This window comes from Arthrobacter sp. NPDC093139 (assembly GCF_044754165.1).
Taxonomy (GTDB): domain Bacteria; phylum Actinomycetota; class Actinomycetes; order Actinomycetales; family Micrococcaceae; genus Arthrobacter.
The window spans coordinates 53,278-79,467 of record NZ_JBIVOO010000008.1 but is presented as its reverse complement, the minus strand read 5'-3'; the positions used below and the strand labels follow the sequence as shown (position 1 = coordinate 79,467).

21 protein-coding genes are annotated in these 26,190 nt (G+C 65.9%); 15 read left to right on the top strand and 6 right to left on the bottom strand.

The features are described from left to right. Nucleotides 1-65 precede the first annotated feature (65 nt). The 4 genes from ACIP90_RS13645 (at nucleotide 66) to ACIP90_RS13630 (ending at nucleotide 5,373) form a co-directional block, all read left to right on the top strand. The gene (locus ACIP90_RS13645; protein ID WP_400579881.1) at nucleotides 66-1,382 is read left to right on the top strand and encodes a glycoside hydrolase family 76 protein; all 1,317 of its coding nucleotides are present in this window, start codon (nucleotides 66-68) and stop codon (nucleotides 1,380-1,382) included. Between the two features lie 175 nt (nucleotides 1,383-1,557). Next, nucleotides 1,558-2,604 (top strand): iron ABC transporter substrate-binding protein, encoded by a 1,047-nt coding sequence (locus ACIP90_RS13640; protein ID WP_400579879.1) that lies wholly within the window; start codon nucleotides 1,558-1,560, stop codon nucleotides 2,602-2,604. Nucleotides 2,605-2,608: 4 nt separating this feature from the next. After that, entirely contained in the window at nucleotides 2,609-4,201 is a 1,593-nt protein-coding gene (locus tag ACIP90_RS13635; protein WP_400579877.1) for an ABC transporter permease, read from the top strand. Then, nucleotides 4,198-5,373 carry an ABC transporter ATP-binding protein gene (locus tag ACIP90_RS13630; RefSeq protein WP_400579875.1) on the top strand — a complete coding sequence of 392 codons (1,176 nt, stop codon included), beginning with the start codon at nucleotides 4,198-4,200 and terminating at the stop codon, nucleotides 5,371-5,373. Before ACIP90_RS13635 ends, ACIP90_RS13630 begins: the two co-directional genes overlap by 4 nt. Nucleotides 5,374-5,412: 39 nt before the next feature. On the opposite strand, the gene ACIP90_RS13625 is transcribed toward ACIP90_RS13630, so the two are convergent. Beyond that, on the bottom strand, nucleotides 5,413-7,095 hold the full coding sequence (locus tag ACIP90_RS13625; protein ID WP_400579874.1) for a glycoside hydrolase family 32 protein: 1,683 nt from the start codon (nucleotides 7,093-7,095) through the stop codon (nucleotides 5,413-5,415). A 126-nt stretch (nucleotides 7,096-7,221) separates the two neighbouring features. Continuing rightward, nucleotides 7,222-7,833, bottom strand: a complete 612-nt coding sequence (locus ACIP90_RS13620) for a YdeI family protein (protein WP_400579872.1) — start codon at nucleotides 7,831-7,833, stop codon at nucleotides 7,222-7,224. A gap of 109 nt (nucleotides 7,834-7,942) precedes the next feature. On the opposite strand from ACIP90_RS13620, the gene ACIP90_RS13615 reads away from it, so the two are divergent. The 6 genes from ACIP90_RS13615 (at nucleotide 7,943) to ACIP90_RS13590 (ending at nucleotide 13,636) form a co-directional block, all read left to right on the top strand. Then, the gene (locus ACIP90_RS13615) at nucleotides 7,943-8,704 is read left to right on the top strand and encodes a VOC family protein (RefSeq protein ID WP_400579870.1); all 762 of its coding nucleotides are present in this window, start codon (nucleotides 7,943-7,945) and stop codon (nucleotides 8,702-8,704) included. A 57-nt stretch (nucleotides 8,705-8,761) separates the two neighbouring features. Next, nucleotides 8,762-9,301: an NUDIX hydrolase family protein gene (locus tag ACIP90_RS13610; RefSeq protein WP_400579868.1), complete on the top strand. Its 540-nt coding sequence runs from the start codon at nucleotides 8,762-8,764 to the stop codon at nucleotides 9,299-9,301. An 87-nt stretch (nucleotides 9,302-9,388) separates the two neighbouring features. Beyond that, on the top strand, nucleotides 9,389-10,441 hold the full coding sequence (locus ACIP90_RS13605) for a DUF6707 family protein (RefSeq protein ID WP_400579867.1): 1,053 nt from the start codon (nucleotides 9,389-9,391) through the stop codon (nucleotides 10,439-10,441). A gap of 62 nt (nucleotides 10,442-10,503) precedes the next feature. Next, nucleotides 10,504-11,229, top strand: coding sequence for an SRPBCC domain-containing protein (locus ACIP90_RS13600; protein ID WP_400579865.1), 726 nt, complete (start codon nucleotides 10,504-10,506; stop codon nucleotides 11,227-11,229). Between the two features lie 53 nt (nucleotides 11,230-11,282). Further along, nucleotides 11,283-12,572 carry a tRNA guanosine(34) transglycosylase Tgt gene (gene tgt, locus ACIP90_RS13595; RefSeq protein ID WP_400579864.1) on the top strand — a complete coding sequence of 430 codons (1,290 nt, stop codon included), beginning with the start codon at nucleotides 11,283-11,285 and terminating at the stop codon, nucleotides 12,570-12,572. A gap of 134 nt (nucleotides 12,573-12,706) precedes the next feature. Then, nucleotides 12,707-13,636, top strand: coding sequence for a hypothetical protein (locus ACIP90_RS13590; RefSeq protein ID WP_400579863.1), 930 nt, complete (start codon nucleotides 12,707-12,709; stop codon nucleotides 13,634-13,636). Nucleotides 13,637-13,742: 106 nt separating this feature from the next. Here ACIP90_RS13590 and ACIP90_RS13585 read toward each other — a convergent pair whose 3' ends face one another. After that, nucleotides 13,743-14,456: a queuosine precursor transporter gene (locus tag ACIP90_RS13585; RefSeq protein ID WP_400579862.1), complete on the bottom strand. Its 714-nt coding sequence runs from the start codon at nucleotides 14,454-14,456 to the stop codon at nucleotides 13,743-13,745. A gap of 243 nt (nucleotides 14,457-14,699) precedes the next feature. Further along, a complete protein-coding gene (locus ACIP90_RS13580) occupies nucleotides 14,700-16,130 on the bottom strand; it encodes an MFS transporter (RefSeq protein WP_400580044.1) in 1,431 nt (476 codons plus the stop codon). A gap of 327 nt (nucleotides 16,131-16,457) precedes the next feature. On the opposite strand from ACIP90_RS13580, the gene ACIP90_RS13575 reads away from it, so the two are divergent. The 3 genes from ACIP90_RS13575 to ACIP90_RS13565 are packed head-to-tail and all read left to right on the top strand — an operon-like array spanning nucleotide 16,458 to nucleotide 19,601. Next, on the top strand, nucleotides 16,458-17,126 hold the full coding sequence (locus ACIP90_RS13575; protein ID WP_400580043.1) for a response regulator transcription factor: 669 nt from the start codon (nucleotides 16,458-16,460) through the stop codon (nucleotides 17,124-17,126). Then, entirely contained in the window at nucleotides 17,123-18,559 is a 1,437-nt protein-coding gene (locus tag ACIP90_RS13570) for an ATP-binding protein (RefSeq protein WP_400579860.1), read from the top strand. The genes ACIP90_RS13575 and ACIP90_RS13570 overlap by 4 nt, the downstream gene beginning before the upstream one ends. Further along, a complete protein-coding gene (locus ACIP90_RS13565) occupies nucleotides 18,552-19,601 on the top strand; it encodes a TAXI family TRAP transporter solute-binding subunit (protein ID WP_400579858.1) in 1,050 nt (349 codons plus the stop codon). Before ACIP90_RS13570 ends, ACIP90_RS13565 begins: the two co-directional genes overlap by 8 nt. A 46-nt stretch (nucleotides 19,602-19,647) precedes the next feature. On the opposite strand, the gene ACIP90_RS13560 is transcribed toward ACIP90_RS13565, so the two are convergent. After that, a complete protein-coding gene (locus tag ACIP90_RS13560) occupies nucleotides 19,648-20,907 on the bottom strand; it encodes a serpin family protein (RefSeq protein WP_400579857.1) in 1,260 nt (419 codons plus the stop codon). Between the two features lie 235 nt (nucleotides 20,908-21,142). Next, on the bottom strand, nucleotides 21,143-22,657 hold the full coding sequence (locus tag ACIP90_RS13555) for a helix-turn-helix domain-containing protein (protein ID WP_400579855.1): 1,515 nt from the start codon (nucleotides 22,655-22,657) through the stop codon (nucleotides 21,143-21,145). A 163-nt stretch (nucleotides 22,658-22,820) separates the two neighbouring features. Between ACIP90_RS13555 and aceA the strand changes: the two genes are divergently transcribed. Beyond that, nucleotides 22,821-24,164: an isocitrate lyase gene (aceA, locus tag ACIP90_RS13550; RefSeq protein WP_400579853.1), complete on the top strand. Its 1,344-nt coding sequence runs from the start codon at nucleotides 22,821-22,823 to the stop codon at nucleotides 24,162-24,164. A gap of 227 nt (nucleotides 24,165-24,391) precedes the next feature. Continuing rightward, a complete protein-coding gene (aceB, locus tag ACIP90_RS13545; RefSeq protein ID WP_400579851.1) occupies nucleotides 24,392-26,062 on the top strand; it encodes a malate synthase A in 1,671 nt (556 codons plus the stop codon). The last annotated feature ends 128 nt before the right edge of the window (nucleotides 26,063-26,190 follow it).

Below are 26,190 nucleotides of genomic sequence, written 5' to 3'. Positions count from 1 at the left end.
AGTTAGTGAATGTTAACTGAAAGCCGGGGTGCGCGCACCCTGCCCCGTTTCGCTAGGCTGGCGGAATGAGCCAGCCCCATGCGTCAGCGGCCCCCGGAGACCGGCCCGGCCCCGGAAAACCCGGAACACCGGGGAAACCGGCAGCCCCGGCTGACTGGTCCGCCCGCGCCGACGAGGCCGCCCGGTCGGTCACGCGGATGTTCGGCCACCGGCTCTTTTTCCTGCCGGGGACCCACATCGGTGCGGTTTCCCGTCCCTCCGGGGGCTTCAGGAGCCTCCTCCGTCCGTGGCACTACTGGTGGCAGGCGCACTACGTGGACTGCCTTGTGGACACCGGCCGCCGCGAGTTGGGTACGGCCGGCCGGCAGCCGGCCCGGTTCGACGGCGAACACCACCCCAGCGCCGGCCAGCTCGCCTCCCGCCTGGTCACCGGCATCCGGCTGCGCAATTTCTTCACCTTCGTCAACAGCTATTACGACGACATGGCCTGGCTGGCACTGTCCGGCCTCCGGCTCGAAAAGCTGGCGGAGGAAAGCCGCCGCCCGGTCCCGCGCCGGTACGCGCGCCTCCGCCGGAGCCTGATGCTCCAGTTCGACTCGGCGTCCACGGACGACCTTGGCGGCGGCACTTTCTGGAGCACGAAACGAGACTTTAAGAACACCCCGGCAACGGCCCCGGTGGCGCTCTACTTCGCACGCACAGGCCACACTGCACGGGCGCAGGCGCTCCTGGACTGGCTCGACGCCAGGCTCTTCGACGCGGGCCGCGGGCTCTACCTGGACGGACTCCGGATCGGCCCCACCGGCGAAACCGTCCTCGAGAACGCGATCTACACCTACAACCAGGGCCCGGTCCTCGGCGCCCTCCTGGAGCTCGGCGGGACGAGGAACCTGGAGCGCGCCGCCGTCGTGGTGGGTGCGGTGTCGCGGCACCTTACGCTGCAAGCCAGCCTTGCGCCGGGCATGGCCGGCACCTCAGCCCACGGCGGCGCGGTGCCCGGCGGCCCAGCGAACAGCGGCGGAGTGCTCCGCTGCGACGGAACGGGCGACGGCGGGCTCTTCACCGGGATACTGACGCGCTACCTGGCGCTGGCCGCGCGCGACGGACGCCTGCCCGAGGCCACCCGCGCCACCGCCGGCCGGATGGTCACGGACACCGCTGCCGCGCTCTGGGCGGGCCGCAGGGCCGTTACCGTAGACGAAGCCCTTGCCAGGCACGGCGGGCCGGGCCGCCTGATCTTTTCCCACCATCCACAGCGACCGGCGACTGATACCTATCCGCCGGCCGCCGCCGTCGAACTTTCCACACAGCTGCAGGCGTGGATGGTGCTGGAAGCGGCAGCTGCCGCCGGCACGCCGCACGCACCCGCTGGGGAGTTCTGACCACCGGCGGGGCCACCGAATTACGTCATGCAACACTTCCGTAATTGATGTGATAATGGTCACTTAAGCATGCCACTTAGGTATGGCTAACCTACAGTTTGGCAGTGAGCGTCGCCTGACGTCCCCTGCTCACCAGGACCCAGGTCCGCCTGACATTTTCAGAAAGAAGCCCCCAATGAAGATCCGCAAGAACGGCCTGGCCGGCATCGCACTCGCCGCCACCGCAGCACTGGGACTGGCTGCCTGCGGCGGCTCCCCGTCCCCCGCCGGAACCGCCTCCCCGGAAGCAACCAACGGCGAGATCACGGTCTACAACGCCCAGCACGAGAGCCTTACCAAGGAATGGGCGGACGCGTTCACCGCGGAAACCGGCATCAAGGTCACCCTCCGCCAGGGCTCGGACACGGAGATGTCCAACCAGATCGTCCAGGAGGGCGGTGCCTCCCCCGCCGACGTCTTCCTGACCGAGAACTCCCCCGCAATGGCGCAGGTGGAGAACGCAGGCCTGTTTGCCGACGTGAACAAGGACACCATCGCCCAGGTTCCCGCCGAATTCCGTCCGACCACCGGCAAGTGGACCGGCATCGCGGCCCGCTCCACCGTCCTCGTGTACGACAAGGCCAAGCTGACCGAGGACAAGCTGCCCAAGTCCATGCTGGATCTGGCCAAGCCGGAGTGGAAGGGCAAGTGGGCTGCATCCCCGACCGGCGCTGACTTCCAGGCCATTGTGGCCGCCCTCCTTGAACTCAAGGGCGAAGCGGCAACCGCAGCGTGGCTCAAGGGCATGAAGGAAAACTTCACGGCGTACAAGGGCAACAGCACCGCGATGAAGGCCGTCAACGCCGGCGAAGTCGATGCCGCGCTGATCTACCACTACTACTACTACGGCGACCAGGCCAAGACCGGCGAGAACTCCAAGAACGTCACGCCGTACTACTTCAAGAACCAGGACCCGGGCGCCTTCCTTTCTGTGTCCGGCGGCGGCGTGCTGAAGTCGTCCAAGAACGCTGACAAGGCCCAGGCCTTCCTCAAGTTCATCACCGGCAAGAAGGGCCAGGAAGTGCTGCAGAAGGGCGACTCGTTCGAGTACGCGATTGCCTCCGGCGTCCCGGCCCACGACAAGCTGGTTCCGGTCAAGGAACTCCAGGCTCCGGCGGTGGACCCCGCCAAGCTGAACTCCGCAAAGGTCACCGAGCTGATGACCAAGGCAGGACTCCTGTAATTCTGTGACCGCGCAGGCATCGGCGCCGGAGGTTTCCGGACGCACGACGACGGCGGGCCGGGGCAAGCGCCCCCGCCCGCCTTTCGGCGTTTCTGCTGTTGCTGTCCTGGCGGTGCTGATCGCCCTGTTTTCACTCGTTCCGCTTGGCTACGTCGTCGTCATGACCGTGGCCACCGGCTGGGAAACGGCCTCGGCGCTGATATTCCGCGAACGCGTGGGGGAACTGCTCCTCAACACGGTGTTGCTCGTGGTGTTCACCGTGCCGCTGTGCCTGGTCCTCGGTGTCGGCGGAGCCTGGCTGGTGGAGCGCACCACGTTGCGGGGGAACAAGGTCTGGGCGGTGCTCCTTGCCTCGCCGCTGGCCATCCCCGCGTTCGTGAACAGCTACGCCTGGGTGTCCGCCGTCCCGTCCCTGCAGGGCCTGTTTTCCGGCGTGCTGATTGCCACCCTCTCCTATTTCCCGCTGGTGTATATCCCTGCCGCGGCGACGCTGGGCCGGCTGGATCCCGCCATCGAACATTCCGCGGCGTCCCTGGGGCTGGGCGCCTGGCGGGCGTTCTTCCGGGTGGTCCTGCCGCAGCTGCGGATCGCCATGACCGGCGGCGCCCTCCTGGTTGCGCTGCATCTGCTGGCCGAATACGGTGCGTTCGCCATGATCCGCTTCGACACGTTCACCACGGCCATCATGGTGCAGTACCAGTCCACCTTCAACGGCACGGCAGGGAACATGCTGGCCAGCGTGCTGGTGTTTCTCTGCCTCCTGCTGCTGCTTGCCGAGGTCCGGAGCCGCGGCACCGCCCGCTACGCCCGGGTGGGTTCGGGGGCCCAGGCGAGGGCCCTCCGGCTCCCCCTGCGCGCCTACCAGATGCCCGCGCAGCTGTTCCTTGTGGCGCTCACTGCACTGGCGTTCGGGCTTCCGCTGGCCTTCGTGCTGCGGTGGATCGTGGCCGGCGGCCCGGAGATCTGGGCGGCTGACGAGTTCCTCCCTGCGCTCCTGCAGACGCTCGGCTACGGGCTCGGAGGCGCCGTGGTGACCACGGCAGTCGCGTTCCCCATGGCCTACCTCGCGGTGCGTCACCCCGGCTGGTTCAGCAAGGCCTTGGAGCTGTCCAACTACATCACCAGTGCCATGCCCGGCATTGTGGTGGGGCTTGCGTTCGTGACCGTCAGCATCCGGCTGGTCCCTGAGCTCTACCAGACCGCGGGCGTGCTGATCGCTGCGTACGTGCTGCTGTTCCTCCCCCGGTCGCTGGTGAACATCCGGGCCGGGCTGGCGCAGGCGCCCAAGGAACTGGATGAGGCGGCGCAGGCGCTGGGAGCGCCGCCGCTGCTGGCCTTCATCCGCGTCACGCTGCGTCTGACGGCCCCGGCAGCCGCCGGCGGAGCCGCCCTCGTGTTCCTGGGCATCGTCAACGAGCTCACCGCGACGTTGCTCCTCTCCCCCAACGGCACGCGCACGCTCGCCACCGAGTTCTGGGCCAAGAGCAGCGAAATCGACTATGCCGGCGCGGCGCCCTATGCCCTGCTGATGATCGCTATCTCGGCACCCATGACGTATTTGCTCTTCCAGCAGTCCAAGAAAGTAGCGGGACAGTGACCGAACAATTGCCATCCAGGGTTCCCGAACCCCGGATCTCGCCGTCCGTGGCTCCCAGCACGGACAGCCACCTGGTGATCGAGGACGTCACCAAAAACTTCGGTTCCCAGGCGGTTCTCAGGGGCGTCAACCTCTCGGTCGCGAGAGGCGGCACCACCGCAATCGTGGGGCCCTCCGGTTCCGGCAAGACCACGTTGCTGCGCCTGGTCGCCGGCTTCGAGCATCCCGGCACCGGCAGCATTTTGCTGAACGGTTCCCCTGTGGCGGGTAACGGCGTGTGGACACCCGCGCACAAGCGGCACGTCGGGTATGTGGCGCAGGACGGTGCCCTGTTCCCGCACCTGACGGTGGGGAAGAACATCGCCTTCGGGCTGAGCGCATCAAAGCTCGACGGCGGGCGGCGGGCTGTTGCGGCCAGGGTTGCCGAGCTGCTGGAGATGGTGTCCCTGGACCCCGCCATGGCCAAGCGACGGCCGCATGAGCTTTCCGGCGGCCAGCAGCAGCGGGTCGCCCTGGCCCGCGCCCTGGCCCGCGAGCCTGAGCTCATGCTGCTGGATGAGCCGTTTTCTGCCCTGGATGCCGGGCTCCGTGTGGCCACCCGCCGCGCCGTGGCGAAAGTGCTGAACCAGGCCGGTGTGACCACGATCCTGGTGACGCACGACCAGGCGGAGGCCCTCTCCTTCGCGGACCAGGTGGCCGTGATGCGTGGCGGCAAGCTGGCACAGATCGGCAACCCGTTTGTTGTCTATACGCGCCCGGCGGACCGGGCCACTGCCGAGTTCCTGGGCGACGCCGTGATCCTCGACGCGTGGATGGAAGGCTCGCTGGCAACGTGTTCGCTGGGCGGCATCCCCGTACGACGCCCTCCGGCCCAGGGCCGCGTGCAGCTGATGCTTCGTCCTGAACAGATCCGCATTGCCGAGGACGGCCACATCCGCGGAGTGGTGGTGGACACCGACTACTTCGGCCCCGAAACCACCGTGCGGCTCAAGCTGGCCGTGCCGCCGGAACTCGCCGGTGCCATGCCGGACCACCGCTACCCCGGCGGCGGGGAAGTGATCACCATCCGGCACTGGAACGCCTCCATCGCCCGGCCGGGCATGGAGCTGTGCCTGCGCGTCGTGGGCGAGGCCGTCGCTTTTCCGGTCAACGGCGACGGACCTTCCGCTTAGCCCTGACCTTCCGGCTGGCCTGGTGTCGTCGCCTCTTCGTCAGCCGGCAGCGGCAAGCGGCGTGTACTTGAACGACTTCAGGGTTGCGCTCCCGCCGGCCGTCGCGGCGGTGACGGTGTGTCCGCCCTCCCGCGGGAAAACCAGCGATGTCAGGGTCTGCTCGCCGCCGTTAACGAAGACCTCCACTGAGGAATAATCCACAAAGACCGTGAGCTCAACGATCCCCCGGCCGGGTGCCGAACCGCCGCGCAGGGGACTCGCGGCTGACCGCCGGTCGGTGAAAACGCGGCCGAGCGATTCGACGCCAGGCACCACGGCGGAGCGCGTCACGAAGGCCGTTCCGTCGTCGAAGTCGTATCCGACCGTGGCGAAGTCCGCCGGGCCTTTTTCTGCCGCTCCGCTGCCCAGCTTCAGCAGGGCTTCCGAAGCGGCGTCGTCCGGCCCCTTTTCGAGGGTCACATCCAGCCGGTAGGCGCCGCTGTCCGGCACCGGCAGTTCCCCCGCACCGTCCTCTGTGACCCGCCGGCCGGTGACGGTCTCGGCGGCACCCTCAAGAACGGACAGGGCCTTGGTGGGACTGGACACCAGGGATGGCCTGCCTTGGACCGTCTTGAGGCGGATGTCCCGCACGATCGAATCGGCGCCGCCCTGCCAGTCAGTAGTGGGCAGATTGCGCGCGTAGGTCCAGTTGTTCATCCAGCCGATGGCATGGCGGAACGCCATCCGCTGGTTTTCCGGAAGCCGGGGATCATCCCAGGTGACGGCCGCGTAAAAGTCCGATCCGGCGTCGAGCCACTGGTGCCCGTCGTCAGCTGGAGTGAAGGTGGTCCCGTCCCAGTTTCCCGTCCAATAGGCCACTCCCGTCGTCCGGCCTTCCTCGGAACCGTTGGCGCTTGCGGCGAGGACCCATGTGCGCTTGGCGGGATCGCCGTCGACGTCCAGCTGGAAAAGGTCGGGACATTCCAGGATGCCCAGCCCCCGGCGCTCAAAGGATGAGGCGTACCGCCAGCCCTTCAGATCGCGGGAGGTGTAAAAACCGATCTTCTCGCCCTCTGCCAGGGCCATGACCCACTGGCCATTGGCGTCGTCACGGATGATCTTCGGATCCCGCCAGTGCTCTGCGCCGGGGTTGTCCATGACTGGGTTCCGATCGTAAGGCTTGAAGCTGAAGCCTTTGTCCGTGGAGTAGAACAGGGATTGCCGCTGGACGCCCTTGTCCTGCTGGGTCATCACGGCGATAACGGCGTCCTTGCCGAAGCCTGCGGTGTTGTCCGTGTCCACGACGGCGCTGCCCGTTTCAATGTCGCCCAGGCCGTTTTTGAATTTCTCGATGGCCACGCCCTCGTCCTTCCAGTGCACCAGGTCGGTGCTGGTGACGTGGAACCACTCTGTGCCGTTCCCCTCGGGATGGTCGGCGTTGTAGAGGTAGTAGTAATGCCAGACGCCATCCAGCAGGAACGGCCGCTGCGGATCGTTCATCCATTCTTTCTTCGGAGTGAGGTGGTAGGCCGGCCGGAACTGCGATGCCCCCTCCGGGCGGCTGAAGTTGGGGCTCGGCGCCGTTTCCTGCGCGCCACCGTTCCCGGCGCCAGGGTTGGCGGGGTCTCCTGGTCTGCTCCCCTGAACTATCGCGGCAGCCACGGCCAGCACGACAGCCAGGACTGCAGCCACCGTGATCCAGCTGCCCCGGGGGCCGAGTTTTCGAAGGGAATTCAGCTGCATGTCCGCCGATCGTCGGAAAATGGGGAAGCGCCGGCAGGGCTGCGAGCGCTGCCGGCGCTTCACTGGGCCAGATTCAATTTTACCGCGGCCGCATTCCCGGGCTGTCCGGGAGTGCCGGCACCGACCTCAAGGGTTAATTGCTGGGCCTGCAGGCCGCTTCTTCTGCGGGTAGGGTGTCTCGCCGCGGGCCAGCATCTCGACGAAACCGGCGATTTTTCGTGCCCGCGTGGAGGCCTGCTTGACCGAGTTGGTGCGGTAGATCAGGGCGTAGCGGTTGACTGAGGTAAGGACGTCAAACATGGCCTGCGCTTCGGGAACTGCGGCAATGGCAGCCGCGAGATCCTCCGGCACTTCGGCTGACGATTGGCCGGAGTACGCCGCCTCCCACCGCCCGTCGGCCTTGGCTGCGTCGACGGCGGCCCGGCCGGCCTCTGCCATCCTGCCGGCGGCTTCCAACCGCCCGATGCGGTCCACGTTCCGTGCCGACCAGACGCTCTTCGGCCCCCGGCGGGTCATCCGCTGGAAGGAGCTCTCGTCGTCGCGCCTTTTGCCCTGGCCGTCGATCCATCCGAAGCACAGTGCCTCCTGCAAGGCTGCCTCGTAGTCGAGTTCCGTGACGCTGCCGCCTTTTTTGTGCAGCACCAGCCACACGCCCGGGCTCGTTGAATGATTCAGTTCGAGCCAGCGTCGCCACTCGGCGGCGTCTTTGACCAGCAGTTCCTCGAGTTCAGCAGCCATGCGCCTATTCTGCCCCTTTCGCGCCCGGTGCCGCGGGATGCAAGTCGTGGCATCATGGCCATGACTGCGCCGTTGCTGAATCCAAGCCGTTCGAGTCCGAGGAGAGACCATGCTGCGTGTCCGCCCCGTCCATTTCACTTCACGCCTGGACCAGTGGGAGCGGCTACTCACGGACCTGGGAATGATCAAAACCCTTCACGACGACACGTGGCGGGAATTCGACGCCGCGTCTGGCCGGCTTGCACTGCAGCACGTCCCTGCCGGCGCCGAGAACGACGGCGCATCGTCCTTCGCCGTCGAGGTGGGCGACCTGGAGGAATTTGCCCGCCGCACCAACCTGGCAGGGGTGGAGTCCGGAACCACGCCGGCCGAACTGATCCCCGCGGACATCGGCGACTCCTGCAGAATCACGGGAAAGGACGGTTTCAGCTTCCTGGCGGATAAAGCGGCCCACTTCGCACAGTGTGCCGACGCCGACACGGGGCTGTCGGTCGTCGCCGTCTGGTTCACCGAAGACACCGCCGCGGCCGCCGAGACGCTCAGGAGCATCGGCGCGAGGCCCCGGCCGGTGCCGGATAATGACGAGACCGCGGACTTTACGGCCAAGAACGGCGGTGTGCTGATGGTTCGTCCCGGTTCGGGCCCTGCGCGGTCAGGCTTCGGTTTTGAGTACGACGGCGACCTGCCCGCCCTGCGGGACCGGCTGGCCGCCGCGGGCCACCAGGTCAGCATGACGGAGGAGGCTTTCGGGCGGACCCTGCACCTGGCGAACCCCGACGCGGCGGGTGATGCCTCCGGACCGCACGTACCACCCACGCTGTGGATCTCGAAGCAGGCTCCGCTCGGTGCCCAGTCATCTGGCCTCCGCTAAGAGCGGAGATCCCACGCGTCGGCGGCCGGATGCACGGCGATGGGGTAGAACTTAACCATGAACGTGCGCACCCCCGACCCCAATCCCGGCTGGCTCTCCGACGAGGACCTCTTCGAGGCCCGCGGACGGCTCCCCATGGTTTACGTCGAGGCAGTGCCGGTCCGACTCGACCCGCTGGGGTTCGTGAACGAAGTGGGCACCCTCCTGCAGGCGGACGCCGACGGCACCATGGTCCGTTCCCTCGTGTCCGGCCGCGTGCTGTACAGGGAAACCATCCGCGCCGCGCTTCTGCGCCACATGGAGAAGGACCTCGGCCCGCTCGTTTTTCCGCAGCTGCCCATCAGCCCGGTGCCTTTCACCGTGGCAGAGTACTTCCCCGCGCCTTCCCACACAGGATTCACCGACGACCGCCAGCACGCCGTCTCGCTGTGCTACATCATCCCGGTCACGGGCGAATGCGAGCCGCGCCAGGACGCGCTGGAACTGACCTGGATGACTCCGCAGGAAGTACTCAGCGAGGACGTCCAGCAGGAGTTCAGCGGCGGCCGCGGCTCGCTCGTGCGCCAAGCCCTGGCGTTCGCGGGCGTCGGCAGCTGACGGCACCCTGAGGTCGCCGCCTCCCGGACTTCGCACTGCCTCCTTTGTAGACTGTTGGGCGGACCGCAAGAGAACTTAAGGACTCCCATGAACCACGTACCAGCTGCCCAGACCTACCGCGAACAGCAGGCTGGGTCTCTGCAGCCGGGCGACCACCTTCTTTTGCCGGACGGCCTCAGGACGGCCGAAGTCCACTCCGTAGAGATTGAAAATGATGACTTCGGCGCGCCCGCCATCGTCCTGGCAACCCTGACCGGGGGCGGCATGCTGCGCATTGCCGCCGGCTCGTCTGTCCGGATCGAGAGAACCGGTTTCGCCGCCGAAGATGACGTGCTTCAGGGCCTAACGACAGCCGACAACGCGGCCACCGACGGTGCCGGCGCTGCCAAGAATTCCGACGCCGCCACCCCGCTGCAGGTGGTCGGGAACCAGAACGAGGGGGCGGCCCTGCCCCCGGCGCCTCCCGCCGTCGTCGTTCCTCCCCTGCCGGCCTCCACACCGGCGATCATCGGGCCCAGCGCCGAGGACCTGGCCCTCATCCCGGAACCCGCAGGGACCCCCGAAGCCGTGGTAGAGGCCGTGGCGGAGGCGCATCCCGATTCCGTGGGTGTGCAACTGCTGGCCGACAAGCTCGTCAAAGGCATCAACACGAAATCCGGCAGCTGCCTGAAGGACCTCAGCGACCTCGCCCACGAACTGTTCGTCATGCTCAAGGACGCGGACGGCGCACTCGCCGTCGCTGACCTCCTGAATGTGCTGCCCTTCGACGGAAATCCCGGCCGATGGTCGTCCGTGGAGGCTTCGCTCGCACTTTCCACGTACATCTGCCGCCAGGCCGGCCAGAAGGAGCGTGCCGCCGTCTACGAGAAGCTGCTCCGGGCACCCGAAAACCAGGAGACGGACCCGTTCAAGGCCCGCATGCAGGCGAGGGTGCGCCAGCGCTCCCTGAACGAGCCCAACCTGTATGACAAAGAGATCTTCCGGTCCATGGACAACTCCAACGCCGAGGCCGAGCGCGAGTGGCGCCTGCTGCGCCTGGAGTCGCTGCTGTTCCTGCGGGCGCACGGCGGTTCACAGACCATCAGCGCGGGTGAGCTGGAGCGGCGGATCGCCAACGAGCTGGAGTCGGTCCGCGGATAGGGCCGCGAAGGCATTGCGGTTTGGCTCTAGCCGCGGCTGTGGCGAGGTTGTAAATTCGGGCCATGACGAACAATCTGAGCGTTGTGATCAACTCTGATGCGCCGCAGGTTTGGACCATGCTGCGTGAGCCCGCCAAAGTGGCCGAGTGGCATGGCTGGCAGGCAGACGACCTGGCCGCGGAAATCAATGAGATCTACTTCAACAGCACCGTCGTCGAGAGCCCGGACCACACCTCGCTGACAGTCGACGGCGGCGACGTGTTCACGCTGAAACCTGTACCCACCGGGACTGAAGTCAGCGTGACCCGGGCGGCGCTGGATCACAACTCCGAATGGGCGGCCTGGGACGAGGACATCACCCAGGGCTGGCTCACCTTCCTCCAGCAGCTCAGGTTCGCGCTGGAGCGGCATCCTCATGGAAAGCGCCACACGATGTTCTTCTCGGTTCCGGGAAGCGGCGGCTCGGCCATCGAGAAACTCGGGCTCCAGGAGGTGCCGAATCGCGGCGAGGACTATTCACTGACACTGGGCACGGGTGAGGAGATCGCCGGCAAGGTCTGGTACAAGTCCAACCACCAGGTCGGGCTGACCGTGCACAGTTACGCCGAGCACGGCGACGGCCTGCTGATCGTGGCGGACCAGCCCGTCATCCCGGAGGTCAGGCCCGACGGCGGGTCAATGGTGATCATCTCGACCTACGATTTGGGCGCCCACACGCTGGAGACGATCCGCACGCTCTGGGACGACTGGCGTTCTGAGAACTACCCCACATCGGAGCCCATCCGCTGAGACCGCGTGCCCGTAGCTGGCACACTTGAACCGTGCCAGCCAATCCAGAACAAATGCCGCCTGAATCAGTGCCGCCCGCCCGGCAGTCGGAGTTTTCCTTCCGCGTCGGCAAACGGCTCACTGAAACGTGCCGCCCATCCGGTGAGCAGATGTCCGCCAACGGCGGCGAATTCCTGGGCAGGACCGGCACCATCACCACGCCCCACGGCGAAATCCAGACGCCGGCCTTCATCGCCGTCGGGACAAAGGCCACCGTGAAGTCGGTGCTCCCGGAGTCCATGGCCGAGCTCGGGGCCCAGGCACTCCTGGCCAACGCCTACCACCTGTACCTGCAGCCGGGGCCGGACGTCCTCGACGAGGCCGGCGGGCTGGGAGCCTTCATGAACTGGCCCGGCCCCACCTTCACCGACTCCGGCGGCTTCCAGGTGATGAGCCTGGGCTCGGGCTTCAAAAAGGTCATCGACATGAAGTCCGTGTCACCCCAGGACCAGGCGGTGTCTGACGACGCCGTGGCCGCCGGCAAGGAGCGGCTCGCCCACGTGGACGACGACGGCGTGTGGTTCAAGAGCCACCTCAACGGGGACCGCCACCGCTTCTCGCCTGAGATCTCGATGCAGGTCCAGCACCAGATCGGGGCGGACATCATGTTCGCCTTCGACGAGCTCACCACCCTGCAGAACTCCCGCCGATACCAGGAGGAGTCGCTGGAACGCACGCGGCTCTGGGCCGTGCGCTGCCTGAACGAGCACTTCCGGCTGACCTCCGCCCGGGCAGGGAAGCCCTACCAGGCGCTGTTCGGCGTGATCCAGGGGGCGCAGTACGAGGACCTGCGCCGGAAAGCCTGCCGGGACCTCGGTGCCATGGCCTTCGACGGGTACGGGATCGGCGGGGCGCTCGAGAAGGAGAACCTGGGCACGATTGTGCGCTGGTGCAACGAGGAGCTGCCGGAGAACAAGCCGCGGCACCTGCTGGGCATCTCCGAGCCGGACGACATCTTCACGGCCATCGAAAACGGCGCGGACACCTTCGACTGCGTCTCCCCCACCCGGGTGGCCCGCAACTCGGCGTTCTACACCCCCGACGGCCGGTTCAACCTGTCCGGCGCCAAGTACAAGCGCGACTTCGGCCCGCTCCAGGAGGGCTGTGACTGCTATGCCTGCCTGAACTACTCCCGCGCCTACATCCACCACCTCTTCAAGGCCAAAGAGATGCTGTCCGCCACCCTCATCTCCATCCACAACGAGCGGTTCGTGGTGAAGATGGTGGACGACGCCCGGCTCGCCATCGAGGACGGCTCCTTCTTCGAGTTCAAGGCCGAGACCCTGCGCCGGTACTACGCCTAGGGCCCCCCGTTTCGACGGTTCCCTGCGCTCTCGACGCAAGGCCGCGTCTAGCCTGCAGGGAACCGTCGAAGCGGATGTCCACATAGCCAAGGTTCGGTCTGGATACAGGCCGCCGCGAAGTTGAGGCTGGAACCATGACCCAGCCGCAGCTTCCCGCCGGTAACATGTGGCGCACCCAGGAATTGCTTAGAGCCGGCCTTCATGCACGCGCCGTTGCCCGCCTGATGTACAGCGGAGACCTGGTCCGTGCGCGGCGTGGCTGCTATGTCCGCGGCAGCTGGTGGAACGGCCTGAAGCCGAGCACACGCAGCCGCTGTCTCATCCATGCCCACGCACACGGGACGCTTACGACGTCGGCGGGCGGCTTTGTTTACAGCCACACCTCAGGTGCCCGCCTGCGCGGGCTCCACCTGTGGAAGGCCGACGGCCGGATCCACCTCACCCAGCAGACGTGCCCGTCCCGGATTTCGCATGGCCGTGACGTCGTTGCCCATACGCGGGCACTGGGTCCGGGCGACATTAGTTACGTGGACGGGCTCCCCTGCACGTCACTTGAGCGGACAGTGGTGGATTGCTGCCTGATGTTCAATGTTCGGCAGTCCCTCATCCTTATGGATCATGCCTGCCGGCTCGGGGCGGACTTGGAGGCCCTGCATTCCCGCTGCACTGAGCTGGCCGGGCGCAACGGAGTCGTCGCACTGCGCAGGGCAATCGAACTGGCGGATCCGCGCTCCGAATCACCCGGCGAAACCCTGACGAGGGAACTGCTCCACAGGCTCAGGATCGAACCGCCCGAACCCCAGTACGTCGTGCACACGCCACTGGGCGAGCACCGGCTGGACTTCGCCTGGCGCAAGCGAAAAGTGGCGCTCGAATTCGACGGCAGAACCAAGTACTTCGACTACCAGCCCACCGATGAGGTCCTGTTTGCGGAGCGCCGCCGCGAAAAGGCGCTCATGGAACAGGGCTGGATCTTCCTCCGGATCGAATGGAAGGACCTGTTCAATGAAACCGAGTTCAAGTACAGGGTGCTCCGGGCGCTTGCCCGTGGTCCTTTCGGATAGCCCGTAGCGCCGTTTCGACGGTTCCCTGCAGGCTCGACGTCACGCATCATCGAGTGGGGCAGGACCCGTCTAAACGGCGGCCAAGGTACGACGGCGGGTGGTCCGCTTACGCTGCGCCGGTCACCGCACCGTAGCTCGGCTCGCGCTTCTTGATCCATCCGATCACGAGAGCCGTCACGGGCACGAAGAGGAACTCAACCAGGGTCTTATAGAGGAACCCCGCCACCACATAGTTCACGAACATGCCGAAGTCGCTGATGCCAATCACGGACGCCGCGATGCTGCAGAAAATCAGGGTGTCCACAAACTCACCCGCCACCGAGGAGCTCATGATGCGGGCCCAGAGCGATTTTTCGCCCGAACGTGCCTTCATCCTGACCAGGATCCAGGAGTTGAGGGTCTGGCCCGCGAGGAACGCGAGCAGTGACGCGAGCACGATCAGCGGCACGGGGCCGAGCGCCCCCTCCAGGGCGGCCTGCTTCGACGCGCCGAACTCATCGCCGAAACCGGGCAGCGCGATGATGACCCAGTAGCAGACGGAGGCGAAGGCGGACAGCGCAAACGTGGTGATGATGGCCCTGCGCGCCACCTTGAACCCGTAGACCTCGCTGATGACGTCACCCAGGATGTAGGCCAAGGGGAACAGGAAGAAGCCGCCGTCCGTGACGATGGGGCCCAGAGCCACACCCTTTGATGCCCCGATGTTGGACAGGATCAACACCACGGCCATGACCGCCAGCATGATGCCGAAGTAGGGCGAGCCGATCGAAGCGAATTTCGGCGGTGCTGAGGCGGCCGGGAAAGTCTGGGCGGAAGTCATGGCTGTTCCATTCGTAGTGGTTCGCTCGGATGCCGTGGTTCCCCGGGAAGCAGCGGCAGCCGGCTGTATTAGCACTGGACGGTTCCCGCCGGGCTGGCCGGAACCGCCCCCATTCTCTCACCCACGTTGCCTCGTACGCGCGCCGGCCGCCCGCCGTCGTACGCGTCCGTTTCGATGGCTCCCTGCCGCCTCGACGCTGTCGCGCATCGAGTGTGCAGGGAACCATCGAAATGGCCTGCGGGCCTAGCGCTGCGAGGCGTCCACGAGGTCCTTGTCGTCGTCCCTGCGGCCTGCATCCGTGGCATCATCCGCGGCAACAGCTGCCCGGGACCAGGCGTCGCCTTGCTCGCGGTCCAGGTGCGTTGCCTTCTTGTTCTTCAGGGCGAAGATGTAGACCAGCAGGGAGAGGCCGATTGCCACGGTGACGTAGGTGAAGAACAGGTCCACCTGGCCGGCTTTCTGCAGCGCCGCACCGATCAGCGGGACGGTCCCGCCGAAGAGCGAGTTGGCAATCGCGTACCCGAGGCCGACGCCGAGGGCGCGGATGGATGCCGGGAACAGCTCGGCCTTCACCAGGGCGTTGATGGAGGTGTAGCCCCCAACGATCAGCAGGCCACCCATCATCAGCAGGAACGCGGTGAACGGATCCTTGGTGCCGGCAAGCGTGGAGAGCAGCGGCCAAGTGAATAGCAGGCCACCGAAACCGAACCAGAGAAGCAGCGGCTTGCGGCCCACCTTGTCGGAGATCATGCCGTAGACGGGCTGCAGAAGCATGAAGATGAGCAGGGCCCAGAAGTTGATGACGGAGGTGTCGGTCTTGGCGATGCCGGACGTATCGTTCATGAACTTCAGGATGAAGTTGGTGTACGTGTAGAACGCAACGGTGCCGCCGAGGGTCACACCGATGCAGATCAGCAGGGGCTTCCAGTGCTGGGTGAACAGCAGCTTCATGGTGCCGGGCTGGGCTTCGCCGGCCACAACCGGGGCCTTGGCCGCAAGGACCTGCTCCTCGGAGACAGTCTCTTCCATGGAGCGCCGCAGCCACAGGACCACAAGCGCGGCGACGCCACCGATGGCGAACGGAATACGCCAGCCCCACTCCGTCAGTACGTCCTTACCCATGGTGTTCTGCAGGATGACGAGGATCAGCAGTGCCAGCATTTGTCCGCCGATCAGGGTGACGTACTGGAAGCTGGAGAAGAAGCCGCGGCGCTTGGAGGTGGCGGCCTCGGACATGTACGTGGCGCTGGTGCCATATTCGCCGCCCACGGAGAAGCCCTGGACCAGGCGCACGAGGATGAGCAGAAGCAGGGCCCAGACGCCGATCTGCTGGGTAGTGGGCAGGATGGCGATGGCGAAAGAGCCGGCCGACATCATGGTCACGCTGAGCGTCAGGGCGGCCTTGCGGCCGTTGCGGTCGGCATAGCGGCCGAAGAACCAGCTGCCGATGGGCCGCATGAGGAACGACGTCGAGAAGACGGCCATCGCTTCGAGGCCGGCCTGCAGCTCGTCCTTGGAATTGAAGAAGTGGGACTGGAAGTAGGCTGCGAAGACTGTGTAGACGTAGAGGTCATACCATTCCACGAGGTTGCCTGCGGAGCCCTTGAGGATGTTGCTCACGGCCCGGCGGGTCTGGGCTGCCTCATTCTGGGTCACGGCTTGCTGGGTGCTCATCATTGAACCTTCCTTGACGGCGCCGCCACCGGCGACCGTTCCGGGCGAATTTTCATGCTGTCCACGGCAACTTTGCTCATGGTTCCTCCTCGACGTTGACAGTCCCCCTGAACAGCAGAGGACCCCATCAAAACTATTGGTGATGCAGGGCACAACCAACGCAGGCGGGGATTTCCTAACACTTCCTTAGGTTTTCGCTTCCTGCCCCATCCCGCCGGGGCAACACCGGCTCAGGGCAAAAAAGCGGGAGAAAGGGTAATCTCCAAAGCGGGCAGACTGATGTGTGCGCTGACGCGCATGCCCGACCAGCGACAAAGGGACCAGGCCATGGAAGTGCTCATCGTCGAGGACGACGACGCCATGGCGGCCGCTCTTGACGCAGCTGTCGTCTCCGCAGGCCACAAGGCAACCAGGGTGTCCCGAGGAGCTGATGCCCTGCTGGTCCACAGGAAGTTCGAGGTGATCCTCCTGGACCTGGGGCTTCCGGATATGGACGGCCTCGAGGTGCTGCGGAAACTTCGCCAGGTCACGCCCTGTCCCATCCTGATCCTCACCGCGCGCGACGATGAGCGGAGCGTGGTGCTGGGGCTGCGGTCCGGGGCTGATGACTACCTCGTAAAGCCGGTAAAACTCGTTGAACTGCTGGCCCGCATCGAAGCTGTCACTCGGCGCGCAGGACGTTCCGGCGGGAAGGTGCAGCAGAGCATTGTGCTCGGAGACCTGGAGGTCGACGTCGAGCGGCGCGTGGCGGCACTCGGATCACGCGTTCTGCCCCTGACAGCCACCGAGTTCGATCTCCTCGCGCTGCTGGCCCGCCATGCAGGTTCCGTGGTCACCCGGGAACAGATCCTGGACGCTTTGTGGGGCGATGCCTTCCTCGCGTCATCACGGTCCCTGGACGTGCACCTGACCGGCCTGAGGGCCAAGCTGCAACTGCCCGGTTTCATCATCAACGTCCGCGGTGTCGGTTATCGGATCGAGGCAGATCCCGCGTGAAACTGCGTGTTTTGGGCATCCTCAGCCTGCTGTCGGTACTCATGGTCGTCTTCGTCTCCAACGCCATCCTGACGTCCGCCAGCCGGGAGCTCACCCAGGAGCTGCAGATCAACCGGGTGGCAGCGCTGAACCGGTTCGCCCAGGTGGCCTATGACGCGGCGCTGGACGGCGACTCCACCCAGCTTCAGCGAGAGATGGACAGGTACTCCGAGCTGTACGGGGAGGGGGTCCTGATCCGGCTCCAGCAGGGTATCCTGCGTTCCGGCGGCCTGGGCGAGGACCGGGCGGACGTCCGGGACGCAGTGGCCAGGGCGAACCTCAACCTCAGCGACACCACGCTCACGCCGCTGCAACCGTTCGGATCCGGCGCTGAAGTGATCTCACGGTCCTTTGGGAGCGCGAGCCAGGTCCTTGGCGAGGCCGTCCTCGAGGTCAACACCGAGCCGGCCCGGCAGAAACTGCGGGAGCGGTGGATCGTCGTCGGCCTGGCGGCGGCCGCCCTTGGGGCGGTGCTCCTTCTGGCCGCGGCACGCGTGACCCAGTGGGTGCTGCGTCCTGTCCATCGCCTGAATTCGGCGGTGACCGAACTTGAAGCAACGGGGCGGACGAGCCATCTTCCCGAGGACGGCCCGCCGGAACTGAGGCAGTTGAGCCGTTCCTTCACCACAATGGCGCAGACGGTCAGCGAAAGCATTGATTCCCAACGCCAGCTGATAGCCGACACGTCCCACCAGTTGCGAAATCCCATCGGCGCCCTGCGGTTGAGGATCGATTTACTGCAGCTGGAACTGCAGACGGCCAGGGAACACACCGCGGCGGCGGGGGTCTTGGCTGAACTCGAACGGGTGGAAGAGATCCTGGACGGGGTTCTGAAGCTGGCGGCGGCCGAACACAGGGCCTTCGAGGATTCGGCACGCAGCACACTTGGCCCCGGGTCCGGCGGGAACAGGGCACTCATCGACCCCTACCCTGTTCTGCAGGAAGAGGTCGAACGGGCAGCGCCGGCCGCGGAGCGCGCCGGGGCCTCGATCCTGCTCGAGGGTCCACCCGATCCGCCGCTCCAACTGGCCTGCAACGCCGCCGAACTCGCCCAGATGGTGGGGGAACTTCTCAACAACGCGATCAAGTATGCCCCCGGCGCCCGCATTTCCGTTGGCATCCGCGAGCAGTCGGGAGCGGCGATAATCGAGGTGTCCGACGACGGGCCCGGACTTACGGCGGAGGAAAGGGCCGCGGCCACCACCAGGTTCTGGCGGTCACCGCGGAACCGGGATATCCGCGGCAACGGCCTGGGCATGACCATCGTGGACAAGCTTGCGGGAGCCAATGGAGGGCGCCTGCTGCTGGCCGAACGGGCACCCCACGGTCTGATTGCAGGACTCGAGTTTCCCTCCCCGGTCACCCCGCCCGGCCAGGAGCACCGCCATGGCTGACGTGATCACCGCCCGGGGGCTTCCTCACCGCAGGGCCGCCCTCAAGGCAGGACTCGCCGCGGGCCTGGCCGGCGCACTGCTGCCGGCTCTCAGCGCATGCACTTCGGCGAGCCGGCCGGGTACGGTCACCGTGGCGGGGGGTGAGCCGGGTGGCTTCTACCTTGAGTTCTCAACGCTGCTTGCAGAGTCCCTGCAGCGTCATGGAGTGGCGGACAATGCCGTGGCACTGACCACCGGAGGGAGCCTGGACAACCTGCAGCATCTTCTGACCGGCAAGGCCACCTTCGCCGTCGCACTGGCGGACGCGGCGGCGCAGCAGGTAGCGGCCGGGGCCACGTCGAATGTAGGAATTGCCGCCCTCGGGAAGGTGTACGAAAACTACGTCCACTGCGTCGTCCGGAGGAACAGCGGCATCCGGACCTTCACCGACCTTGCCGGGAGGGCGGTCGCCGTCGGCCAGCCAGGCTCGGGGACTTCACTGATCACTCCCCGCCTCATCGACGCCGCCGGACTGACCGCATCCCCGGCCGGTGCCGGTGCCGGTCCCGGTACCGGTACCGGTGCCAGTCCCGGTGCCAGGGAGAAGAGAGTGACCGTCATGAACCTAGGCCTGAACGACGGACTTGACGCGCTCCAGGGCGGATCCGTGGACGCTTTGTTCTGGTCCGGAGGCGTCCCCACAGCCGCCATCGCTGCCGCCAACAAAGAAACCGGGCTCGGACTGCTCGACCTCTCTGCGCTCATCCCGGTGATGCGGTCGCGGTACGGCGTGTTCTACGACCGGGTGCTGATTCCCGAGGGCGCCTACGAAGGCACTCAGGCTGTATGGACGGTCGGTGTGGCCAACCTGCTCCTGTGCCGGAACGATCTGGATGACGGCACGGTGAAGCGGACCGTCGAACTGCTGGTGAACCATGCCCAGGAGCTCATCCCGCGGTCCAGTCTCGGAGTGCAGTTCCTGAGCCCGGAATCGCTCATCAACACGGCGGGACTCCCGCTGCATCCCGCTGCTGCGGCCGCGTACAGAACATTGCACGGCTAGCCCTGCGGACGGATAGCCTTTCGGCGGCGACGGCAGCACCCTGCTCTCAGCGGGGATCCGCGACAGTGCCCATGAACAGCGGCAGTCCGGTTTCGACGTGAACAACCTGGTAATGGAACGGCCTGTCGAACTCGATGGTCCGGTCCGGCTCCGGCGGCGCGCTCGTGACCATGCCGTTGATCTGGGTCACGGCCGCGGCCACGGTTCCTTTTTCAGCGACGGTGATGTTGGCGGCCTGCGCGGCCTGGGTGATTGCCATCTTGGGCTGGATCGCGTTGAAGTCCTCCGTGGTTGTGAGAGTCTTCCGCATGCCCAGTGACTCGAAGACCTTGCGAAGGTCGAAGGTGCACTTGTGGTCCCACCGCGGCAGCTGGATCCGGACCATTTGCAACCGGGCGGTATCCATGGCTCCGGCGATGTCCGTCAACGTTTCCGCGCTCAGCCCCGTTCCCTTGCCGGCCCTTTCGTCAGGCAAGACCAGCCGCATCACGAAGCCCTCGGCATATGGAAGGTCCACGCCGCGCCAGCCCCGGCCTTCCGCGTACTTCATCTGCAGCAGGTTGTGCATGGCGGGGGCGGTGACCTCCTTGCCCCCGGCCGTGGTGAACAGCAGGTCAGAGGTGTTGTTCGGATCAAACGGAACGTTCCAGGCGGCGGCGAAATACAGCGCGTTGAGGACGCTGAAGGTGTTTCGGCGATCGTACTCCGCAGGAGACTCCTTGATCCGGCCGCCTGTATTCTTGCCCACCCATGCGTCGATGGCGGGCTTGGTGGCCGCCTCATCACTGAAGTCCACCGGATACACGCCTGTGCCGTAGTGCCGGGCCAGCGTGTCCAGGTAGGCGGGGCCGGCGGTGACACCCCTGTCGACAAACAGGCCGTTCGCCGGGTGCATTATGGGCTTTCGCGGCGGGTTCGCTTCGTCCACAGAGCCGGGGTCGCCGTCGAACTTTTCCAGGGACGCAAGCAGTGCGTTCATAGCCTCGTCGCGGTGTTCCACCGGAAGCTGCAGGACCGCGTCCATCTCGGCGGCCGTCCCGCCCGATGCCCCCGCACGCAGCATGGCGAGCGCAATCAGCAGGCTGCCTGGCGATGCCACCACATTGCCGTTTGCACCGTCGCCGCCGTCGGCCAACAGTGCCTCCCCGAGCGTCAGAGCGGAATCCCGCAGGGAATTCAGCTCGGCTGAGTACGTGGCCCGGTCCACGGTGTCGCGGGGAACGCCGTCGGCCTTCAAGAGCCCGGGCTGCGCCGCCGAGCACGCGGTCAGGGCCGCCACGGCCGAAGCCGCCACCAATTTAGCCACTCGAATCCTCTTCATAGCCGTCCTCAGACAGTCAGCGGAAACACAGTCAGCGGAAATTTCGCCTGTCCACAGTCAAGCACCGGGGTCCGACAGTATCGATGCCTGTCCGGTCACGGTTTGTTGTCGTTTCGGTCTCGGTTTCCCTCCCTCACCTTTCGCACGTTTTGACCCAACGCTCCCTTATTTCCCGCGTGATCCGCCGAACGCCGCAGGACGTAGCCGGCCGGCGCCCGCCTTAGTTCCCCGAGTGCGCCTGCAGGAACGTATAGACCTCGGTCTCATCCACACCGGGGAAGGCACCCGGCGGCATGGCGGCGAGCAGGTGGGAGTGCGCCCGCGCGGATGGCCACGCGTTGCCTGCCCATTCCGACGTCAGCGAAGCCGGCGGCCGCTTGCAGCAGTTGGGATCCGGGCAGTTTGATGTTGCCCGCGCCGTCGTTTCCCGTCCGCGGAACCATTTCACGTGCTGGTACGGCACGCCGATGCTCAGCGAGAACTGCCCGTTCGCCGACCGGTCGGTGCGTGCGGTGCACCAGTATGTGCCCGAGGGTGTGTCCGTGTACTGGCTGTAGGCGCTGAACTTATCGGGCACGTCGAACACGGCGCGCGAGGTCCAGGCCTTGCAGGACGGCTGTCCCTCGATGGCACCCGTGTGGTCCTGCGGGAAGTCTACGCCGTCATTCTCGTAGGCCTTGTAGATGATCCCGCTCTGGTGTGTCTTCTGGAAATGCGTGGTGATGCCCAGGTGCTTCGTGGCCAGGTTGGTAAATCGATGGGCGGCCGTCTCGTAGGACACGGCAAAGGCATCGCGGATATCCTCGACCGCGATCTCCTTTGCGGCCTTGGCTTTCTGCAGAAATTCCACGGTGGCCTGTTCCGGCAGCAGGAGGGCCGCGGCGAAATAGTTCGTGGCCACGCGCTGGGCCAGGAAATCGCCGTAGTTCCGGGGCGTTTCATGGCCCAGGACGTAATGGCCGAGTGCCTGCAGCAGCACAGACCTGGGATCGTGGTCCTGCCGTTCGCCCTGCGTCAGGTAAATTTTGCGGTTCTTCAAATCAGTAACCGAACGCGTCGAATGCGGCAGGTCACCCACGTGATGAAGGGTGAATCCGAGGTGCGCCGCGATGTCTGCGATGACGTGCTGGCTCAGAGGTCCGGTGGTGTAACCGACCTCTTTGAGCACCTTCTGCGCCTCGGCCTCGTACTCCGGAAAGTAGTTTCCCCGTTCCCGCATCATGGCGCGCAGTTCACCGTTCGCGCGGCGGGCCTCTTCCGGTGTGGCCACCTGCTCGTTCATCTTGCGTTCGAGCTCCTGCAGCAGTCCGACCTGGGCCTCCAGGACATCCAGCGGCAACCGCGAGCTGATGCGGATTTTCGGCAGGTTCAGGGACTCGTAGAGGGGTCCGCGCTGGTAGCGTTCCAGCTCGATTTCCAAGGCCGCACGGCGGCTGGGCGGTTCGGCTCCGAGCAGCTGGTCAATGCCGACGTTCAGCGCCCCTGCCAGGTGCTGCAGGAGGCCGAGTTTCGGTTCCCGCTTGCCGTTTTCGATGAGGCTCAGCTGGCTCGGTGCGGTCCCGACGGCGGCACCCAGGTCATCGAGTGTCATGCCGGCCTGCTTGCGCAGGTGACGGATCCGGCGGCCCAGTGCGATGACGTCCAGTTCCGCCGTTGGCGGCGACGACGGCGGTTGCGATACTTCCCTGTTCCAGCTTGAAGGCGACATTTCTGAAGAATACGTGAAGAACTGCATTTCTTTCCAGCATTTTGCTCTAGAAAGCATTTGGAAAGTGCAGAAAAGTAAGTGTCACGAAGGAAGCACCCTTCCGGAAGCTGGCCGGAACTGCAAAGGCGCAGGGCCGGTCAGCCCGGAGCCATCACCCGGAATCACCCGGGAGCAAACAAGGAGATCAACGATGACTGCAGCATTTGAGCCCACCCGGCAGCCCGCACCAGCGACGGCAAGCGAGCAGGCTGCCGCACTGGAGCTCGAGTGGGCTGCCAACCCGCGTTGGGAAGGCGTCACCCGCGACTACTCGGCTTCCGACGTTGTCCGCCTCCGCGGCCGCGTCTCCGAAGAGCACACACTGGCCCGCCGCGGCTCCGAGAAGCTCTGGAAGCAGCTCACCGAGGAGCACAAGGAAGGCAAGTACACCAACGCCCTCGGCGCCCTCACCGGCAACCAGGCCGTCCAGCAGGTCAAGGCGGGCCTCCGCGCCATCTACCTTTCGGGCTGGCAGGTCGCCGCCGACGCCAACAACTCCGGCCACACCTACCCGGACCAGTCGCTCTACCCGGCAAACTCCGTTCCCACCGTGGTCCGCCGCATCAACAACGCCCTGCTCCGCGCCGACCAGATCGAATTCTCCGAAGGCATCCAGACCGTCCAGGACTGGCTGGTCCCGATCGTCGCCGACGCCGAGGCCGGCTTCGGCGGACCCCTCAACGCCTACGAGCTGATGAAGTCCATGATCCAGGCCGGCGCCGCAGGCGTGCACTGGGAGGACCAGCTCGCCTCGGAGAAGAAGTGCGGCCACCTCGGCGGCAAGGTGCTCATCCCCACGCAGCAGCACGTCAGGACCCTGAACGCCGCCCGCCTGGCAGCCGACGTCGCCGGCACCCCGTCCGTCATCATCGCCCGCACCGACGCCGAGGCGGCAACCCTGATCACCTCCGACGTCGACGAGCGCGACCAGGAATTCATCCTCCGCGAAGGCGGCCAGCCGGTCCGCACCCCGGAGGGCTTCTACAAGGTCCGCAACGGCATCGAACCCTGCATCGCCCGCGCCAAGGCCTACGCCCCGTACTCCGACCTCATCTGGATGGAAACCGGCACCCCGGACCTTGAGCTCGCCCGCAAGTTCGCCGAGGCCGTCAAGGCCGACTTTCCGGACCAGATGCTCTCCTACAACTGCTCCCCGTCGTTCAACTGGCGCAAGCACCTCGACGACGCCACGATCGCGAAGTTCCAGCGCGAACTCGGCGCCATGGGCTTCACGTTCCAGTTCATCACCCTGGCCGGCTTCCACGCCCTGAACTACTCGATGTTCGACCTCGCCCACGGCTACGCCCGCGAAGGCATGAGCGCCTACGTCGAGCTGCAGGAGAAGGAATTCGCCTCCGAGTCCCGCGGCTACACCGCAACCAAGCACCAGCGCGAAGTCGGCACCGGCTACTTCGACGACATCGCAACCGCGCTCAACCCGAACGCATCCACCCTGGCCCTGGTGGGATCCACCGAAGAAGGCCAGTTCCACTAAAACTTACCGTTCGACGGCGGTCGTCGCCGCCGGCCTTCGGACCGGCATCGCTCGGCGTGCTATTCCCCATGGCCGGCTTCTTACCTCGCTGAGCGAGGACGAAGCCGGTCACAGGGCCCCTTTTACGCACGCTGCCGCGATACCGGCTCCTTCGGCTTCGTGCCCGAATCACCGAAGTGCCGCCAAACGCCGTCGAACTTCCCTTTTTCGTCTTTAAGGAGACAGAAATGAACAGCTTCACTGACAACTTCACGATTAATGGCATTACCTTGACTGCGCAGCCTATTTGCCGGCAAGGCGAGGTGCTTACTCCGGAGGCGCTGGCCTTCATCGCCAGCCTGCACAAGGCCACGGCCGGGCGGCGCGAGGAACTGCTGCGGGCGCGCAGGGCACGGCGCGATCAAATCGCCGGCGGCCAGGACCCACGGTTCCTCCGGGAGACCGAGTCCGTCCGCAACGATCCGAGCTGGCGTGTCGCTCCCCCGGCCCCCGGCCTGGAGGACCGCCGCGTGGAGATCACCGGACCGGTGGATAAGAAGATGACCATCAACGCGCTGAACTCGGGCGCCAAGGTGTGGCTGGCGGACATGGAGGACTCCTCCACGCCGTCCTGGCGCAACGTCATCCAGGGCCAGCTGAACCTCACGGATGCGCTGGAACGCCGGATCGACTTCACCTCCCCAGAGGGCAAGGAGTACAGGCTCCGCGCCGCGGAGGAACTGCCCACCATTGTGGTCCGGCCGCGCGGCTGGCACCTGCCCGAGAAGCACATGCTCATCGACGGCGCCCCGGTGGCCGGAGGCATCGTGGATTTCGGCCTGTACTTTTTCCACAACGCACGCCGTCTGCTGGCCCAGGGCAAGGGGCCGTACTTCTACCTGCCGAAGATCGAAAACCACCTCGAAGCCCGGCTGTGGAACGACATCTTCATCCTGGCCCAGGACCTGCTCGGCATCCCGCAGGGCACCATCCGCGCCACCGTGCTGATTGAGACCATCACCGCGGCCTTTGAGATGGAGGAGATCCTCTATGAACTGCGGGGCCACGCCGCCGGCCTCAATGCCGGCCGCTGGGACTACATCTTCTCCCTGATCAAGAACTTCCGCACCCGCGGCCCCCGGTTCGTCCTGCCGGACCGCGGGCAGGTGACCATGACCCAGCCGTTCATGCGTGCCTACACCGAGCAGCTGGTGCGTGCCTGCCACAAGCGGGGAGCCATGGCTATTGGGGGCATGGCTGCCGCTGTTCCGAACCGCAAGGACGAGGCCGCCAATGCCAACGCCTTCGAAAAGGTCCGCGCGGACAAGACCCGCGAGGCCGCCGACGGCTTTGACGGCTCATGGGTAGCCCACCCCGACTTGGTTCCCGTCTGCCGCGAGGTGTTCGACGGCGTCCTCGGCGACCGCCCCAACCAGCTGGACCGCCTGCGGGAGGACGTCATCCCGGACGACCGTGCCCTGATCAACGTCGCCGCCACCCATGGCACCATTACCGAGCAGGGCATCCGGAACAACATTGAAGTAGGCATCCGCTACATCGAGTCCTGGCTGCGCGGCAACGGCGCCGTGGCCATCCACAACCTGATGGAGGACGCCGCCACCGCGGAGATCTCCCGCTCACAGCTGTGGCAGTGGATCTACTCGCGGGCCATCACGGACCATGGCGAGATCATCACCAAGGAGTGGGTCGAGGACATGCTGGACGAGGAGTTCGCCCGGCTGGAACGCTTTGACGGCGACCGCTTCGCCGACGCCCGCGACATCTTCGAGGAAGTCACGCTCAGCGACACGTTTCCCAGCTTCCTGACGGTTCCGGCCTATGCCAGGTACCTGCACGAGGCCCGCCAAAATGCGGACGCCACGGCCGAAGCCATCGAGGACGAGCTCGTGGCCGCCTAGAAAAGACCGGCCCAGATTTCCGCCCGCCGGGCTGCCACGCCTTCGCAACAGCACCCCCGAAATCCGGGGAGGCAGCCCGGCAGCGGAGCCATCTTTATATCGCGAACCGGACACTTGAGGCCCTTCAG